The organism is Pseudomonas sp. C11 (assembly GCF_034683865.1).
Taxonomy (GTDB): Bacteria; Pseudomonadota; Gammaproteobacteria; order Pseudomonadales; family Pseudomonadaceae; genus Aquipseudomonas.
In genome coordinates, this window is record NZ_JAWIIP010000008.1 from 38570 (window position 1) to 54185 (window position 15616).

Consider the following 15616-nt stretch of genomic DNA (forward strand, 5'->3'; position numbering starts at 1 on the left):
GCAGACGACGACTGCGCATGATGGAAACGCCCGCTTGCGGGCGAACGGATCAGGCAGTCAGCGGGGAAGCGCGAGGATTGGCAGGCGGCCAGCGATAGCGGGTAAGACGGGGAATGTGCAGCGTCGGCAGGGGCCGTACGCTGTCACTGGCGAGCAGGCCCAGCAGGCCGAAGAAGGCAGCGAGGATGATGGCGCTGAACAGGCTGCCCAGGGCGCAGCCGGTGCCGGTGGCCGGGTTCGGCGGGACGATGCCGGAACCATCGAGATCGGCGCCAGCACCGAAGTTGCCATCGAAGGAGCAGTACTGGCTATCCAGCCCGCTGAGCTGCATGCCGGCCATCTGGCCGTGGCTGATCGCACAGACGAACGCACTGAACAGGATGCTGAAGTACAGCAACCAGGCAGTCAGCGAGCGATGTGTGCGGGCCAGGTTCATGGGGCGCGACTCTAAACAGACGGTGGCGGCGCGACACTGCGGTCAATTGCCGCAGCGCTTCGAGACGGCAGTCTAGCAGAGCCCATCGGCCTTGCCTGCACAGCGCCATGGCGCCTCGGCCAGCAACACCTCACAGCGGCGCTGCAGGAACTCACGCAGCAGGTGCACCGCCTTGCTCAGTTGCGCCCGATGGGCACAGACCAGATACAACGGCGTCGGCTCGCCGAGCCAGTCCGGCAGCAGCACCTGCAGGCGCCCGGCGCGCACGTCCTCGGCCACGTCCAGCCAGGACTTGTACACCAGCCCCTGGCCTGCCACGGCCCAGCGCCGGGTCACATCGGCATCGTCGCAGACGCGGTTGCCCGCCGCCGTCACCAGCAGCTCGCGCTTGCCCTGACTGAAGCGCCAGCGCTCGTGCACGCGGCCGTGCAGCATGTAAAGCAGGCAGTTGTGCCGGGCCACCTCCTCCACCGTTTGCGGCGCACCATGCCGGGCCAGGTAATCGGGTGCGGCGCAGAGTACCCGGCGGTTGTCCGCCGCGACCGGCAACGCGACCAGGCTGGAATCCTCCGGGGCGCCGTAGCGCAGAGCGATGTCCACCGGCTCGCGAAACAGATCGGCCACGCGATCGGCCAGCAATAGGCGCAGGTGCAGTTGCGGGTGCGCCTCCTGAAAGGTGTCGAGCCACTGCAGCAGGGTGTTGCGGCCAAAATCCGAGGGGGCCGACAGTTGCAGGACGCCGCGAATGTCCTCCTGGCTGCCAGCCAGTTGCTGGCGCCCCTCTTCCAGGCTCTGCAGCGCGGCACGTGCATGCGCGAGGTACAGCTCGCCTTCCGGGGTCAGGCGCAGGCTGCGCGTCGAGCGCGCCAGCAGGCGCACCTGCAGTTGCTGCTCGAGGCGTTTGAGTGCGGCGCTGGCCACCGCAGGCGAGACGTCCAGCATCCGCGCTGCGGCAGAGAGGCTGCCGGATTCGGCGGTGCGAACGAAGAGTTGCAGGTCATCCAGGCGCAGCATGATTTTCAAATTCAAAGTGAAAGAGACTCTATTCCTACCCGCTTTTTCACCCTGGCGAAATAGCCGAGCATGGCCATACCTTACCTCCCTGGAGCTTTTGCCATGAAAGCCATCGCCTATTACCAGTCCCTGCCAGTCGATCATCCCGATGCCTTGCAGGACGTCCAATTGCCCGAACCCACGCCAGGCCCGCGCGATCTGCTGGTGGAGGTACACGCCATCTCGGTGAATCCGGTCGATACCAAGATCCGCCTGGGGGTCACTCCCGAGCCAGGCACGGCCAAGGTGCTGGGCTGGGACGCCGCCGGCGTGGTCAAGGCGGTCGGCAGCGAAGTCAGCCTGTTCAAGGCGGGTGATCGCGTGTTCTATGCCGGCGCCCTAGATCGCCCGGGCTCCAACAGCGAGCTGCATCTGGTCGATGAACGCATCGTCGGCAGCATGCCGCAGAGCCTGTCGTTCGCCGAAGCCGCTGCCCTGCCGCTGACCGCAATCACCGCCTGGGAGCTACTGTTCGAGCGCCTGCAAGTCCGCGAAGGCAACGCCAGCGCGGGTCAGAGCCTGCTGATCGTCGGCGCGGCCGGCGGCGTCGGCTCGATTCTCACGCAACTGGCACGACGCCTCACCGGCCTGACCGTGATCGGCACCGCCTCGCGCCCGGAAACCCAAGCCTGGGTACGCGAACTGGGCGCGCATCACGTGATCGACCACAGCAAGCCGCTGAGCGAGGAACTGGCGCGCATCGGCGTCGGCCAGGTGACCCATGTGGCCAGCCTGACCCAGACCGATCAGCACTTCGAGCAGTTGATCGAAGCCCTGCAGCCGCAGGGGCGCCTGGCCCTGATCGACGACCCGCTGCAGCCGCTGGATGTGATGAAGCTCAAGCGCAAGAGCCTGTCGCTGCACTGGGAGCTGATGTTCACCCGCTCGCTGTACCAGACCGCGGACATGATCGAGCAGAACCGCCTGTTGCAACGCGTGTCCAGCCTGGTCGACAGTGGCGTGCTGAAGACCACCCTGGGCGAACACTACGGGCGGATCGATGCGGCCAACCTGCGCCGTGCCCATGCGCTGCTGGAGAGTGGCAAGGCCAGGGGCAAGATCGTGCTGGAAGGTTTCTGAGAACCTATTCACGATCTGCTGCGCGTCGGCCATGCTGCGTTGAAACCAGCCTCAAAATGCTCATTTACAGCTCGTAAACTGTGCTTTTTCGCCTGATTTCGCCTTGCCTGGCTCTAGCTCGCGAGCTCGTGAACAGGTTCTGAGCCGCCAAACGCGGCGGACAGCGCCTACGCCGGTTCAAGCGAATGATCCGACCAGCGGTCGAGGCCGCAGCGGGCCTGGCGCTGCGGCGCATGGCGCGGTGCCTCTGGCGGCCACAAGTCGGCAAGGTTGATCCAGGTCAGGAAAGGGTCATCAACGCGATCTACCATGCAAGCTCTCCCAGCAGGCGCAGGAGCGCCTAGGAGGTTGCCAGCATGAACATCGTCATCGAACAGCGTAATCAGGGCAGCGAAGGCCGTTGGCAGGTCAAGCTCGATCAGCACTGCGTGAGCTTTCGCAGCGAAGCCGAAGCGCGGGCGTTCGTCGCCACTCTGGAAGCACGCCTGCGTGCACCGCACCCCCTGCCCTGGCGTGCACCGCAGCGCCAGGCGAGCTGATCAACCCAGGCGCAGCGCCGGGCTGGTACGCAGCATGTCCAGCAGGGCCTCGACCAGCGCCGGTGCCTGAGTCGTCAGATCATAGTTGGGCACCAGCAGCCAATTGGCCTCAAGGCCTTCAATGTAGGCATGCAGGCAGATGGCGGCACGCTGGCAATCCAGGTCGGCGGGCAACTGGCCCTTGCTCACGGCATTGCCGAGCGCCTTGGCGATGCGCTGGTCACACTCAATGCTCAGCGCCTGCATGCGTTCGCGCAGGCCCAGCAGCTCGCCGGTGTACTCGCATTTGTAGCGAAGAATGTCATGCGTGCGGCGGGTCTGCGGCTCGTTCGCCAGGCGCGTGAGGGCCATGATCAGCAGATCACGCATGCACCCCAGGGGGTCTGGCTCGTCCTCGTCTTCGCTGGCCCGCGCCAACTCTTCGAGCGGCAGGTGCAGACGTTCGAGCATTGCCTGAAACAGGTCTATCTTGTTCTCGAAGTGCCAGTAGATGGCGCCCCGGCTGACGCCAGCGGCCTTGGCTACCTCGGCCAGCGACGCACGGGAGACACCCTGAGCCTGAAACACCTGCTCGGCCGCGTCGAGAATCTGCACTCGCGTCGCTTGCGCCTCCTCTTTGGTTCGTCTGGCCATTTCGCACCATACTCCGTATTGCCTGAAACCCTTTGGGCAGTGCGTTCTCTAAGGCGGATCAAGTCGCCGAACGCACAGGCCCACGATGAAGCGGCATCCGCGCCGCGACTTTCCAGCATGCCGGGCATGCCTGGAAGCACCCGTCCAGCGGGAGCGGGCCAGAGTATGAAGGCAGTTTTAGGCATTTACAAACATTCACGTACGTAAGTATATTTCGCCATCGCTTTCCCCTGCCTTCGCCCCCTTCGCCCTCCGGGCATAGATTCAATTACAACGAGGTTCCTTCAGATGCACACGAGGCCAGCCTTCGCCATCTTGGTTTCCGCCGTCGCTCTGGCTCTGGTCAGCCTGACCGGCTGCAAGGAAGACAGCGCTCCGCCACCGCAACAAACACCTCAGGTCGGCGTGGTCACGCTCAAGGCACAGCCTTTTGCCCTGACCAGCGAGCTGCCCGGCCGCACCGCGGCCTATCGCATCGCCGAAGTACGGCCGCAGGTCGATGGCATCATCCAGAAGCGCCTGTTCACCGAAGGCAGCGAGGTCAAGGCCGGCCAGCAGCTATACCAGATCGACCCGGCAACCTACGAAGCCACCTACCAGAGCGCACAAGCCGCGCAGATTTCCGCCAGTGCCATGGCCGAGCGCTACAAGCTGCTGGTCGCTGACAAAGCCGTGAGTCAGCAGTCCTATGACGACGCGCGGGCCTCCGCCCTGCAGGCCCAGGCGACCCTGGAGCAAGCTCGCATCAACCTGCGCTACACCAAGGTTCTGGCACCGATCAGCGGGCGTATTGGCCGTTCGGCAGTGACCGAGGGCGCGCTGGTCACCAATGGTCAGGCCACGGCCCTGGCCACCATCCAGCAGCTTGATCCGATCTACGTCGACGTCACCCAGTCCAGCAAGGATCTGCTCAGCCTGCGTGCCGATCTGGCAGAAGGTCGCCTGCAGAAGGTCGGCGACAATTCGGCCAAGGTGCAGTTGGTGCTGGAAGACGGTAGCCACTATGCCCATGACGGCACCCTGGAGTTCTCCGAGGTGGCCGTTGACGAAGGCACCGGCTCGGTGACCCTGCGGGCCGTATTCCCCAACCCTGATCACCTGCTGCTGCCAGGCATGTTCGTGCACGCCGAGCTGCAGGCTGGGGTCAAACAGCAGGCCATTCTGGCGCCACAACAGGGCGTCACCCGTAATCAGCGTGGCGAACCCGTGGCCATGGTGGTCAACGCCGCGAACAAGGTCGAACCGCGTGTGCTCAAGGCCAGCCGCACCGTCGGCAGCGCCTGGCTGGTCGAGGACGGTCTCAACGAAGGCGACCGTCTGATCACCGAAGGCCTGCAGTTCGTCCAGCCGGGCATCGAGGTCAAGGCCGTACCGGCCGGCAACGTCAATAACGACGCGCCGGCAGCAGAGGCCAAGCCAGGCAACGGCCAGGGCTAACGGAGAATTACTGAATGTCCAGATTCTTTATCGACCGGCCTATCTTCGCCTGGGTGATCGCCCTGGTGATCATGCTGGCTGGCGGCTTGTCCATCCTCAAGCTGCCGATCAACCAGTACCCGAGCATCGCCCCGCCCGCCGTCAGCATCCAGGTCAGCTACCCGGGCGCCTCGGCGCAGACGGTGCAGGACACCGTGGTGCAAGTGATCGAGCAACAGCTCAACGGTATCGACGGACTGCGCTACGTCAGTTCGGCGAGCAACTCCGACGGCAGCATGGAAATCACCGTGACCTTCGAGCAGGGGGTGAACCCGGATATCGCTCAGGTACAGGTGCAGAACAAGCTGCAGTTGGCTACCCCGCTGCTGCCGCAAGAAGTGCAGCAGCAGGGCATCCGCGTGACCAAGGCGGTGAAGAACTTCCTCATGGTAATCGGTGTCGTCTCCAAGGACGGCAGCATGAGCCGCGAGGATCTGTCCGACTACATCGTCTCCAACCTGCAGGATCCGATCTCGCGGGCCAAGGGCGTGGGCGACTTCCAGGTGTTCGGTGCGCAGTATTCCATGCGTATCTGGCTGGATCCGGCCAAGCTCAACAGCTTCCAGCTGACTCCGGTGGACGTGAAGAGCGCCATCCAGGCGCAGAACGTGCAGATTTCCTCCGGTCAGTTCGGCGGTTTGCCGGCCGCGCCGGGCAACCAGCTCAACGCCACGATCATCGGCAAGACTCGCCTGCAGACCCCGGAAGAGTTCCGCAAGATCCTGCTCAAGGTACAGACCGACGGATCCCAGGTACGCCTGGGCGATGTCGCCACGGTCGAGTTGGGCGGCGAGAACTACTCGACCAACGCGCAGTACAACGGCATGCCGGCCTCCGGCCTGGCGATCAAGCTGGCCACCGGCGCCAACGCGCTGGATACCGCCAAGGCAGTACGCGAGACCATCGACAACCTCAAGCCGTTCTTCCCGGCCGGCATGGAAGTGGTCTTCCCCTATGACACCACGCCGGTAATCTCGGCCTCCATCGAAGGGGTGGTACACACCCTGTTCGAGGCCATCGTGCTGGTCTTCCTGGTCATGCTGGTGTTCCTGCAGAACCTGCGCGCCACCATCATCCCCACCCTGGCGGTGCCGGTGGTGCTGCTCGGTACCTTCGGCATCCTGGCGGCGTTCGGCTTCTCCATCAACACCCTGACCATGTTCGCCATGGTGCTGGCCATCGGCCTGCTGGTGGACGATGCCATCGTGGTGGTGGAAAACGTCGAGCGGGTGATGCGCGAGGACGGCCTGTCGCCCAAGGAGGCGACGCGCAAATCCATGGGCCAGATCCAGGGTGCGCTGGTCGGTATCGCCCTGGTGCTGTCGGCGGTGCTCCTGCCGATGGCCTTCTTCGGTGGTTCCACCGGGGTGATCTACCGGCAGTTCTCCATCACCATCGTCTCGGCCATGGCCCTGTCGGTGCTGGTGGCGCTGATCTTCACCCCGGCGCTGTGCGCCACCCTGCTCAAGCCCATCGATGGTGACCACCATGAAGCCAAACGGGGCTTCTTCGGCTGGTTCAACCGCAACTTCGACCGCACCAGCAACGCTTATCAGCGCGGCGTCAGCGCCATGCTCAAGCGCAAGGCGCCGTACCTGCTGCTGTATCTGGTGATCGTCGGCATCATGGTGTGGATGTTTACCCGCATCCCCACGGCCTTCCTCCCCGAGGAAGACCAGGGCGTACTGTTCGCCCAGGTGCAGACACCGGCCGGTTCCAGTGCCGAGCGCACTCAGGTGGTGGTCGACGAGATGCGTGAATACCTGCTCAAAGACGAGGCAAGCACGGTCAAATCGGTGTTCACCGTGACCGGCTTCAACTTCGCCGGCCGTGGCCAGAGTTCGGGTATGGCGTTCATCATGCTCAAACCCTGGGGCGAACGCCCAGGTGAGCAGAACGGTGTCGCGGCGCTGGCTCAGCGTGCACAGATGCACTTCTTCAGCTTCCGCGATGCCATGGTCTTCGCCTTCGCCCCGCCGGCGGTGATGGAGCTGGGTAACGCCACTGGCTTCAACCTGTTCCTGCAGGATCAGGCCGGCGTCGGTCACGAGGTGATGAACCAGGCCCGCGACAAGTTCCTGCAACTGGCCAACCAGCATCCGGTACTCAGCCAGGTGCGCGCCAACGGCCTGCGCGACGAGCCACAGTACCAACTGCTGATCGATGACGAACGCGCACGCGCCCTGGGCCTGTCGCTGTCGGACATCAACAACACCCTGTCGATCGCCTGGGGTGCCAGCTACGTCAACGACTTCATCGACCGGGGCCGGGTGAAGAAGGTGTACCTGCAAGGTGCCGCCGACTCGCGCATGAGCCCGGAAGACCTAAAGAAGTGGTACGTACGCAACGACCAGGGTCAGATGGTGCCGTTCAGTGCCTTCGCCAGCGGCGAGTGGACCTACGGTTCGCCCAAACTGGCGCGCTACAACGGCGTTTCGGCGGTGGAAATCCTCGGTGCCCCAGCCCCCGGCTATAGCTCCGGTGATGCCATGGCCGCCGTGGAGGAAATCGCCAAGCAGTTGCCGGAAGGCGTCGGCTACGCCTGGACCGGGTTGTCCTACGAGGAACGCCTGTCGGGGTCTCAGGCTCCGGCCCTGTATGCCATCTCGCTGCTGGTGGTATTCCTCTGCCTGGCTGCCCTGTACGAGAGCTGGTCGATCCCGTTCTCGGTGATGCTGGTCGTGCCACTGGGAATCATCGGTGCGCTGTTCTTCACCGAACTGCGTGGGCTGTCCAACGATGTGTTCTTCCAGGTCGGCCTGCTTACCACCATCGGCTTGTCGGCGCGGAACGCGATCCTTATCGTCGAGTTCGCCAAGGCGCAGTACGAACACGGTATGACGCTGACCGAGGCCGCCATCGAAGCCTGCCGCCTGCGTCTGCGGCCGATCATGATGACCTCGCTGGCGTTCATCCTCGGCTGCTTGCCGCTGGCCATCGCCAGTGGTGCCGGCGCCGGCAGCAAGCACGCCATCGGTACCGGTGTGATCGGCGGCATGCTCAGCGCCCTGATCCTGGCGATCTTCTGGATCCCGCTGTTCTACGTAGTGATCTGTTCGCTGTTCGAGAGAAAGAAAACCGACTCGGCCGGCGAAAACGACAAGGAGGCGCTGCAATGAGGCAGTCCCTGTTATCCCTGGCCGTCGCCACTGCTCTGCTCAGTGGCTGCAGCCTGATCCCTGACTACCAGCGCCCGGACGCCCCAGTGGCGGCCGACTGGCCGCAAGGTGCGGCTTACGGCGATGCCGCCCGCGAAGGCAACACGCCAGCCGCCGATCTGCAGTGGCAGGCGTTCTTCCGTGATCCTGCCCTGCGCCAGCTGGTGCAGACGGCACTGGAGAACAACCGCGATCTGCGCGTCGCCGCGCTGAATGTCGAGTCTTACCGGGCCCTCTACCGCGTCCAGCGCGCCGAGCAGTTCCCCTCGATTTCCGCAGACGGCAGCGGTACCCGCCAGCGTGTACCCGGCGACCTCAGCCAGGCCGGTAAGGCGACCACCAGCGGCCAGTACAGCGCCACCTTGGGCGTAAGCGCCTGGGAGCTGGACTTCTTCGGCCGCCTGCGCAGCCTCAGCGACCAGGCCCTGCAGCAGTACCTGGCCACCGAGCAGGCAGCTCGCAGCACGCAGATCAGCCTGGTGGCCAGCGTCGCCACGGCTTACCTGCAGTGGCAAGCCGACATGGCCTTGCTCAAGCTGACCCAGGACACCCTGGAAACCTACGAAGCCAGCTACCAGTTGACCCAGCGCAGCTTCGACGTCGGCGTCTCCGACGCGCTGTCGCTGAGCCAGGCGCGCACCTCCGTGGACAGTGCCCGTGTCAGCCTGGCGCAATACCAGCGCCAGGTCGCCCAGGATCGTAACGCGCTGATCCTGCTGCTCGGCACCAACCTGCCAGCCGACCTGCCGCAGGGGCTGGCACTCGACAGCGAACTGCTGGAAAGCGTACCGGCCGGCCTGCCCTCCGACCTGCTGCAACGCCGCCCCGACCTGTTGCAGGCCGAATACCAGCTCAAGGCCGCCAATGCCAACATCGGCGCTGCGCGCGCGGCATTCTTCCCCAGCATCAGCCTGACCGCCAATGCGGGCACCAGCAGCAGCCAGCTCTCCGGGCTGTTCGACAGTGGCTCCGGCTCCTGGCTGTTCCAGCCGCAGATCAGCATCCCGATCTTCAATGCCGGCAGCTTGCGCGCCAACCTCGACTACGCCGAGCTGCAAAAGGACGTGCAGGTCGCGCAGTACGAGAAGGCCATCCAGACCGCCTTCCAGGAGGTCGCCGACCAGCTGGCGGCACGCACCACCTATCGTGAGCAGCTCAATGCGCAGCGTGCCCTGCTGGAAAGTACCGAGAGCTACTACGAGCTGGCCGAGCGGCGCTACCGCACCGGCGTGGACAGCTACCTGACCCTGCTCGACTCCCAACGCCAACTGTTCAGCGTGCGCCAGCAACTGATCAGCGACCGCCTGGCGCAACTGACCAGCGAGGTCGAGCTGTACAAGGCACTCGGCGGCGGCTGGAGCGCCAGCGAGGCCACCCCCAACGAGAATTGATCGCGCGTAACCCGCATCAAGGAAGAATCTTATCTAACGCGCCGCCCCCGCAGTTTTTGCGGGGGCGTTTTTTTGTCCGCTCACAAGCCCTCGAGGGATGCGCCTCAGGCGCCGGCACATAAGACCTGGGATACCGCTCCCCTGTGCCTACACCACGAAGCGGCGGCTCCACCAGGCACAGCCTGTGGCAATGGCGCCACAGCAGGCGATCACCAGCGCCATGGGCAGTGCCGTTCCATCGTGCAGATAAGCCACCAGTGCCGACGCGGCAGCAGCCACGGTGAACTGCAGGCTGCCCAGAAAGCCTGAAGCACTGCCCGCGTGCGGGCCCTGCCCCGCCATCGCACAAGCAGTCGCGTTGGGCAGCACGCAGCCAAGGCTGGCCACGCAGATGAACATCGGAATCAGCAATGGCCAAAGGCTCGCCAGTTGCAGGGCAGCCAATACCAGCAGGCACACCCCACTGATCAGGTAGACCAGCACCATGCGCCGCAACCACAGGGCTGGCCCGCCTCTGCGCACCAGCCGCGCATTGACCTGCGCCATCAGCACGAAACCGGCGGCATTGCTGCCGAACAACCAACCGTAGTGTTCGGCCGGCACGCCATAGAGTTCGATGAAGACGAAGGGCGAGCCGGCGATATAGGCGAACATGCCCGCCATGGCCACCCCACCAGCCAGGCTGTAGCCCATGAAGGACGCATTGCCCAACAGCGCTCGATACTGGCCGAAGGCTCCGCTCAGGGGCGCCGGCTGCATATGCTGTGGGCGCGTCTCCGGCAGCCACAGCCAGACTGCGAGCAGGCACACCCCGGCAAACAGCGCCAGGCTGTGGAAGATCCAAGGCCAGCCCAGCGTATCCAGCAGAAGACCGCCGCCCAGAGGCGCCAGGATCGGCGCTAGTCCCATCACCAGAACCAGTTGCGAGAACACTTTGGCCGAGGCCAACGGATCGCACAGATCACGCACCACGGCGCGATTGATCACCATACCGGCACAGCCACCGAGCGCCTGCACGAAGCGCGCGGCAATCAGCCAGTCCAGGCTCGGCGCCAGGGCGCAGGCAAACGAAGCAGCAGTAAACAAGGCGACGCCGATCAGCAGCGGAATACGCCGCCCATAGCGGTCGGCGATCGGCCCATAGAACAGCTGCCCCAGGGAGATACCGATGAAATAGGCGGCCAGCGACAGCTGCACGTGCTCCACATCGGTGGCGAACTCACGCGCCAGCGTAGGGAAGCTGGGAAGGTAGAAATCGATGGCGAGCGGGCCGAACGCACTGAGCGCACCCAGAATGAGCAAAAAGCGTAAAGGCATGACGATTCCGAGGTTTTGTTAGCCGGCTAATCATCTCATTGCGCGGTACGCGCCATAAAGCCCAACACCACACTGTTCGCCTGTTACGCCTGGCGAATACCGCACGATTCAGCCAACGCCTGACTGCCTTTCGCCGAAGTAAACTCGGTAAAATGCCGGCATCGCAAACCAGACCCATCGGCCGCCATGCGCAGAACCAAAGAAGATGCGGAGAAAACCCGCATTGCCATCCTCGATGCCGCCGAGCACCTGTTCCTCGAGCGTGGCGTCGCCCACACCAGCCTTGACCAGATCGCCCGTCAGGCGGGCGTGACCCGTGGCGCGGTGTATTGGCACTTCCAGAACAAGGCGCACCTGTTCCACGAGATGCTCAACCAGGTACGCCTGCCGCTCGAGCCGCTGGCCGAGCAACTGGCAGCGGTCGACGACATGGCCTCGCTGCAACTGCTGCGCGACCTGTGCGTGGAAGCCATGGCCAATCTGGTGCTCGATGAAAAGCGCAGGCGCATCCTCACCGTCTTGCTGCGCCGCTGCGAATTTACCGAGGAGCTGCGTGAAGCCGAAGAACGCCACGAAGCCTTCGTCAATCAGTTCATCGCCCTGTGCGAACAGCAGTTCGCCTTGCCGGCGGTGCAGGCACAACTGCGCCCCGGCATCACCCCGCGCCTGGCCTCACGCGCCCTGCACGCGATGCTGGTGGGGCTGTTCAGCGACTGGCTGCGCGACCCCAAGCTGTTCGACGCGCAACACGACACGCCGGCCATTTTCGACAGCTGCCTGCGCGGCCTGCTGCAGCAATGGCCCTGAGAACCGGTTTACGATCTCGCGTGCTAGAGCCAGGCAACACCGATGGCGGCCCCGCAAAACCAGCTGAAAAACGCTCGGAGTCGCGTTCGACTTTACGAAGTGTAAATGAGCATTTTGAGGCTGGTTTCAACGCAGCATGGCCGACGCGCAGCAGATCGTGAATAGGTTCTGAGGCCAGTCGCTCAGGCCGGCTCGACAACGTAACCCTCCTCGCGAATCGTCGCCTGCACCTGCTCGCGGTCGAGCCCGTCGCTGACCTGTACCAAGCCACTGGCCAGATCCACCTCCACCTCGGCACTCGCATCCAGCGCCTTGATCGCCTGGGTGATGGCCCGTACACAGTGCCCGCATGACATACCGCTGACTTTGAACGCTTGCATGGCTGACTCCTTGATCCGTTGCTCGATGGGTGTAGTCTCGACCTTGCCACGGTGGCAAGGTCAAGTCCTTGCCACCGATCATCCCACTGCGTTCGAGGATGCCACCATGCGCCTGCCCCACCTGCTGCTCGTCGCCGCACTGACCGCTACCGCTCAGGCCCAGCCCCTGGCCCCGTTGGTGGACAGCGCACAGGGCGAGGGCTATGCGGTGCTGATCATTTCCCGCGAGCGCCTGGAAGTCGCCACCACCTGCGAGGTCGCCCTGTACCTGCACGACCAAATGGCCGCCCGGCTGTTCCAGGGGCAGTCGGTGTCGTTCAACCTGCCGCCGGGGGAAGTCTCGCTGCGCCTGGGCCTGACCGGTACCGGCTCGTGCCAGGATGGCATCGCCCAGTTGAGCAACCAGTCACTGCAACTGCAGGCCGGCGAGATACGCCGCTACCGCATCGCCATGGAGCCTGATGGTCTGCGACTGCGTGATGCGCCGCCGATGAACTGAAGGCTTGACCTTGCCACGGGGTCAAGGTTGATCCTGTGCCGCATCGAGCGACAGGAGTCCGATCATGACCACTTTCGACCTACCGATCCAGGGCATGACCTGCGCCAGTTGCGCTGGCCGTGTCGAACGCGCGCTACGCAAGGTGCCGGACGTGACCGACGCCAGCGTCAACCTGGCCAGCGAACGTGCGCGCATCGAGGCCCCGGCCAACAGCCTGGAACAACTGATCGGCGCCATCGAGAACGCCGGCTACAGCGTGCCCAGCCAGCCTCTGGAACTGGCAATCGAAGGCATGACCTGCGCCAGCTGCGTCGGGCGCATCGAGCGCGCCCTGACCAAGGTGCCCGGCATCAGCCAGGTCGCCGTCAACCTCGCCGATGAAAAAGCCCGCCTGCAGGTGGTCGCCGGCTTCGATCCGCAGCAGGCGCTCAAGGCCATCGCGAATGCCGGCTACAAGGCCTCCGTGCAGAGCGACTCAGCCCAGCACGACGACGCCCAGCAGCGGCTGAAGCGCGAGCGGCTGACCCTGCTCGCAGCCCTGGCTCTGAGCGTGCCACTGGTGCTGCCGATGCTGGTCGAACCCTTCGGCCTGCACTGGATGCTAGCGGCCTGGGTGCAGTTCGCGCTGGCCACACCGGTGCAGTTCATCTTCGGTGCACGCTTCTACCGCGCCGCCTGGCAGGCACTCAAGGCCCGCGCCGGCAACATGGATCAACTGGTGGCCATCGGCACCAGCGCTGGTTACGGCCTGAGCCTCTATCAGTGGGCGATGACGCCGACCGGGCAGATGCCGCACCTGTATTTCGAGGCCTCGGCGGTGATCGTCAGCCTGATCCTGCTCGGCAAGTACCTGGAAAGCCGCGCCAAGCGCCAGACCGCCAGCGCCATACGAGCCTTGCAGGCGCTGCGTCCGGATCACGCCACACGTCTGCTTGACGGCCGCGAGGAGCAGGTCGCCATCGACGCCCTGGCTCTGGGCGACCGCGTCGTGGTCAAGCCTGGCGAGCGCTTCCCGGTCGATGGCGAAGTGCTCGAAGGTCGCAGCCATGCCGATGAGGCGCTGATCAGCGGTGAGAGCCTGCCGGTGGCCAAGCAACCGGGCGACAAGGTCACGGCGGGCGCGATCAATGGCGAAGGTCGCCTGCTGGTCAGCACCACCGCGCTCGGCGCGGAAACCGTGCTGGCACGGATCATTCGCCTGGTGGAAGACGCTCAGGCAGCCAAGGCGCCGATCCAGAAGCTGGTGGACAAGGTCAGCCAGGTGTTCGTCCCTACCGTGCTGCTGCTGGCCCTGGCTACCCTGCTGGCCTGGTTGCTGCTCGGCGCCCCGCTGGAACACGCCCTGCTCAACGCCGTGGCCGTGCTGGTGATCGCCTGCCCCTGCGCCCTCGGCCTGGCCACGCCCACGGCGATCATGGCCGGCACCGGCGTGGCCGCGCGCCACGGCATTCTGATCAAGGACGCCGAGGCGCTGGAGGTAGCCCATGGCGTGCAGCACATCGCCTTCGACAAGACCGGCACGCTCACCGAGGGCAAACCACGCATCGTCCATATCGGCCTGGGCGAGGCCGGCGAAGAAGAATTGTTGCGCCTGGCCGGCGGCCTGCAACAGGGCAGCGAACATCCGCTGGCCAAGGCGGTACTGCAGCGCTGCAGCGAGCAGCACATCACCCTACCGGCGCTGAGCGAAAGCCGAGCACTGGCCGGACGAGGCATCGCCGGCGAGGTCGAAAGCCGCACCCTGCAACTGGGCAGCCGCCGCCTGCTGCAGGAGAACCACCTGCAGGCCGGCACACTGGCCGAATCGGCACGGGGCTGGGAAGCACAGGGGCGCACCCTGTCCTGGCTGATCGAAACCGGCGACGCCCCGCGCCTGCTCGGCCTGCTGGCCTTCGGTGATCAGCTCAAGGACGGCGCTGCTGACGCCATCGCCGAACTGCGCGCACAGGGCATCACCAGCCACCTGATCAGCGGCGACAACGCCGGCAGCGTGGCGGCAGTGGCCGACGCACTGGGCATCGACGAGCCGCACGCCCAGGTGCTGCCCGTCGACAAGGCGCGGCTGATCGGTGAATTGCGTGAACAAGGCAGCGTGGCCATGGTCGGCGACGGCATCAACGACGCGCCGGCCCTGGCCGCCGCCGATGTCGGTATCGCCATGGGCGGCGGCGCCGATGCCGCCATGCACGCCGCCGGCATCACCCTGATGCGCGGCGATCCGCGCCTGGTGCCCGCCGCGCTGGACATCAGCCGGCGCACTTACGCGAAGATCCGCCAGAATCTGTTCTGGGCCTTCGTCTACAACCTGATCGGCATTCCGCTGGCTGCCGCCGGCCTGCTCAACCCAATGTTCGCGGGCGCCGCCATGGCCCTGTCCAGCGTCAGCGTGGTGAGCAATGCCCTGCTGCTCAATCGCTGGAGACCACGCGCATGAATATCGGCCAGGCCGCCCGGCATACGGGGCTCAGCGCCAAGATGATTCGTTATTACGAGTCCATCGACCTGCTGCCCCAGGCGGGGCGTACAGAAAGCGGTTACCGCCAGTACAGCGAGCAGGATCTGCACCGCCTGGCGTTCATCAAGCGCGCGCGGGACCTGGGTTTCTCACTGGAGGAAGTGGGCCGGCTGCTGGCGCTGTGGCAGGACAAGCAGCGCGCCAGCGCCGATGTGAAGGCGCTGGCCGAGCAACATATCGCCGATCTGGAGCGCAAGATTGCCGAGATGAGTGCACTGCGCGACACCCTGGCGGAGCTGGCGGCCAGTTGCCAGGGCAACGACCGCCCAGACTGCCCGATCCTGCAGGGCCTGGAGCACGGCACCTGCTGCGCCGGCAGCCACTGAATTGCG

At 65.0% G+C, this 15616-nt stretch carries 14 protein-coding genes; 9 read left to right on the forward strand and 5 right to left on the reverse strand.

The window, feature by feature from the left end; translation table 11 throughout:
• Positions 1-49 precede the first annotated feature (49 nt).
• Both VC352_RS13990 and VC352_RS13995 read right to left on the reverse strand, forming a co-directional pair.
• Positions 50-436, reverse strand: coding sequence for a DUF2946 domain-containing protein (locus VC352_RS13990; protein WP_322980168.1), 387 nt, complete (start codon positions 434-436; stop codon positions 50-52).
• A gap of 72 nt (positions 437-508) precedes the next feature.
• On the reverse strand, positions 509-1450 hold the full coding sequence (locus VC352_RS13995; protein WP_322980363.1) for a LysR family transcriptional regulator: 942 nt from the start codon (positions 1448-1450) through the stop codon (positions 509-511).
• Positions 1451-1552: 102 nt separating this feature from the next.
• On the opposite strand from VC352_RS13995, the gene VC352_RS14000 reads away from it, so the two are divergent.
• Positions 1553-2569 (forward strand): zinc-binding alcohol dehydrogenase family protein, encoded by a 1017-nt coding sequence (locus tag VC352_RS14000; protein WP_322980169.1) that lies wholly within the window; start codon positions 1553-1555, stop codon positions 2567-2569.
• A gap of 356 nt (positions 2570-2925) precedes the next feature.
• A complete protein-coding gene (locus tag VC352_RS14005) occupies positions 2926-3108 on the forward strand; it encodes a hypothetical protein (protein ID WP_322980170.1) in 183 nt (60 codons plus the stop codon).
• Here VC352_RS14005 and VC352_RS14010 read toward each other — a convergent pair whose 3' ends face one another.
• Entirely contained in the window at positions 3109-3741 is a 633-nt protein-coding gene (locus VC352_RS14010; protein ID WP_322980171.1) for a TetR family transcriptional regulator, read from the reverse strand.
• A 288-nt stretch (positions 3742-4029) separates the two neighbouring features.
• On the opposite strand from VC352_RS14010, the gene VC352_RS14015 reads away from it, so the two are divergent.
• Genes VC352_RS14015 through adeC form a run of 3 tightly spaced genes read left to right on the forward strand, consistent with a single transcriptional unit; the run spans position 4030 to position 9766 of the window.
• Complete coding sequence (locus VC352_RS14015) at positions 4030-5178, forward strand: efflux RND transporter periplasmic adaptor subunit (RefSeq protein ID WP_322980172.1); 1149 nt, start codon at positions 4030-4032, stop codon at positions 5176-5178.
• Between the two features lie 14 nt (positions 5179-5192).
• Positions 5193-8336 (forward strand): efflux RND transporter permease subunit, encoded by a 3144-nt coding sequence (locus VC352_RS14020; RefSeq protein ID WP_322980173.1) that lies wholly within the window; start codon positions 5193-5195, stop codon positions 8334-8336.
• Complete coding sequence (gene adeC, locus VC352_RS14025) at positions 8333-9766, forward strand: AdeC/AdeK/OprM family multidrug efflux complex outer membrane factor (protein WP_322980174.1); 1434 nt, start codon at positions 8333-8335, stop codon at positions 9764-9766. The genes VC352_RS14020 and adeC overlap by 4 nt, the downstream gene beginning before the upstream one ends.
• Before the next feature lie 147 nt (positions 9767-9913).
• Here the strand turns inward: adeC and VC352_RS14030 are convergent, their stop codons facing one another.
• Positions 9914-11083: a Bcr/CflA family multidrug efflux MFS transporter gene (locus tag VC352_RS14030; protein ID WP_322980175.1), complete on the reverse strand. Its 1170-nt coding sequence runs from the start codon at positions 11081-11083 to the stop codon at positions 9914-9916.
• A gap of 186 nt (positions 11084-11269) precedes the next feature.
• Between VC352_RS14030 and VC352_RS14035 the strand changes: the two genes are divergently transcribed.
• Positions 11270-11890 (forward strand): TetR family transcriptional regulator, encoded by a 621-nt coding sequence (locus VC352_RS14035; protein ID WP_322980176.1) that lies wholly within the window; start codon positions 11270-11272, stop codon positions 11888-11890.
• A gap of 182 nt (positions 11891-12072) precedes the next feature.
• Here the strand turns inward: VC352_RS14035 and VC352_RS14040 are convergent, their stop codons facing one another.
• Entirely contained in the window at positions 12073-12270 is a 198-nt protein-coding gene (locus VC352_RS14040) for a heavy-metal-associated domain-containing protein (RefSeq protein ID WP_322980177.1), read from the reverse strand.
• Positions 12271-12376: 106 nt separating this feature from the next.
• Here VC352_RS14040 and VC352_RS14045 point away from each other — a divergent pair, with 106 nt between their 5' ends.
• The 3 genes from VC352_RS14045 to cueR all read left to right on the forward strand — a co-directional run bounded on the left by VC352_RS14045 (position 12377) and on the right by cueR (position 15610).
• The gene (locus tag VC352_RS14045) at positions 12377-12769 is read left to right on the forward strand and encodes a hypothetical protein (RefSeq protein WP_322980178.1); all 393 of its coding nucleotides are present in this window, start codon (positions 12377-12379) and stop codon (positions 12767-12769) included.
• A gap of 64 nt (positions 12770-12833) precedes the next feature.
• Positions 12834-15203: a heavy metal translocating P-type ATPase gene (locus VC352_RS14050; RefSeq protein ID WP_322980179.1), complete on the forward strand. Its 2370-nt coding sequence runs from the start codon at positions 12834-12836 to the stop codon at positions 15201-15203.
• Complete coding sequence (gene cueR, locus VC352_RS14055) at positions 15200-15610, forward strand: Cu(I)-responsive transcriptional regulator (protein WP_322980180.1); 411 nt, start codon at positions 15200-15202, stop codon at positions 15608-15610. The genes VC352_RS14050 and cueR overlap by 4 nt, the downstream gene beginning before the upstream one ends.
• The last annotated feature ends 6 nt before the right edge of the window (positions 15611-15616 follow it).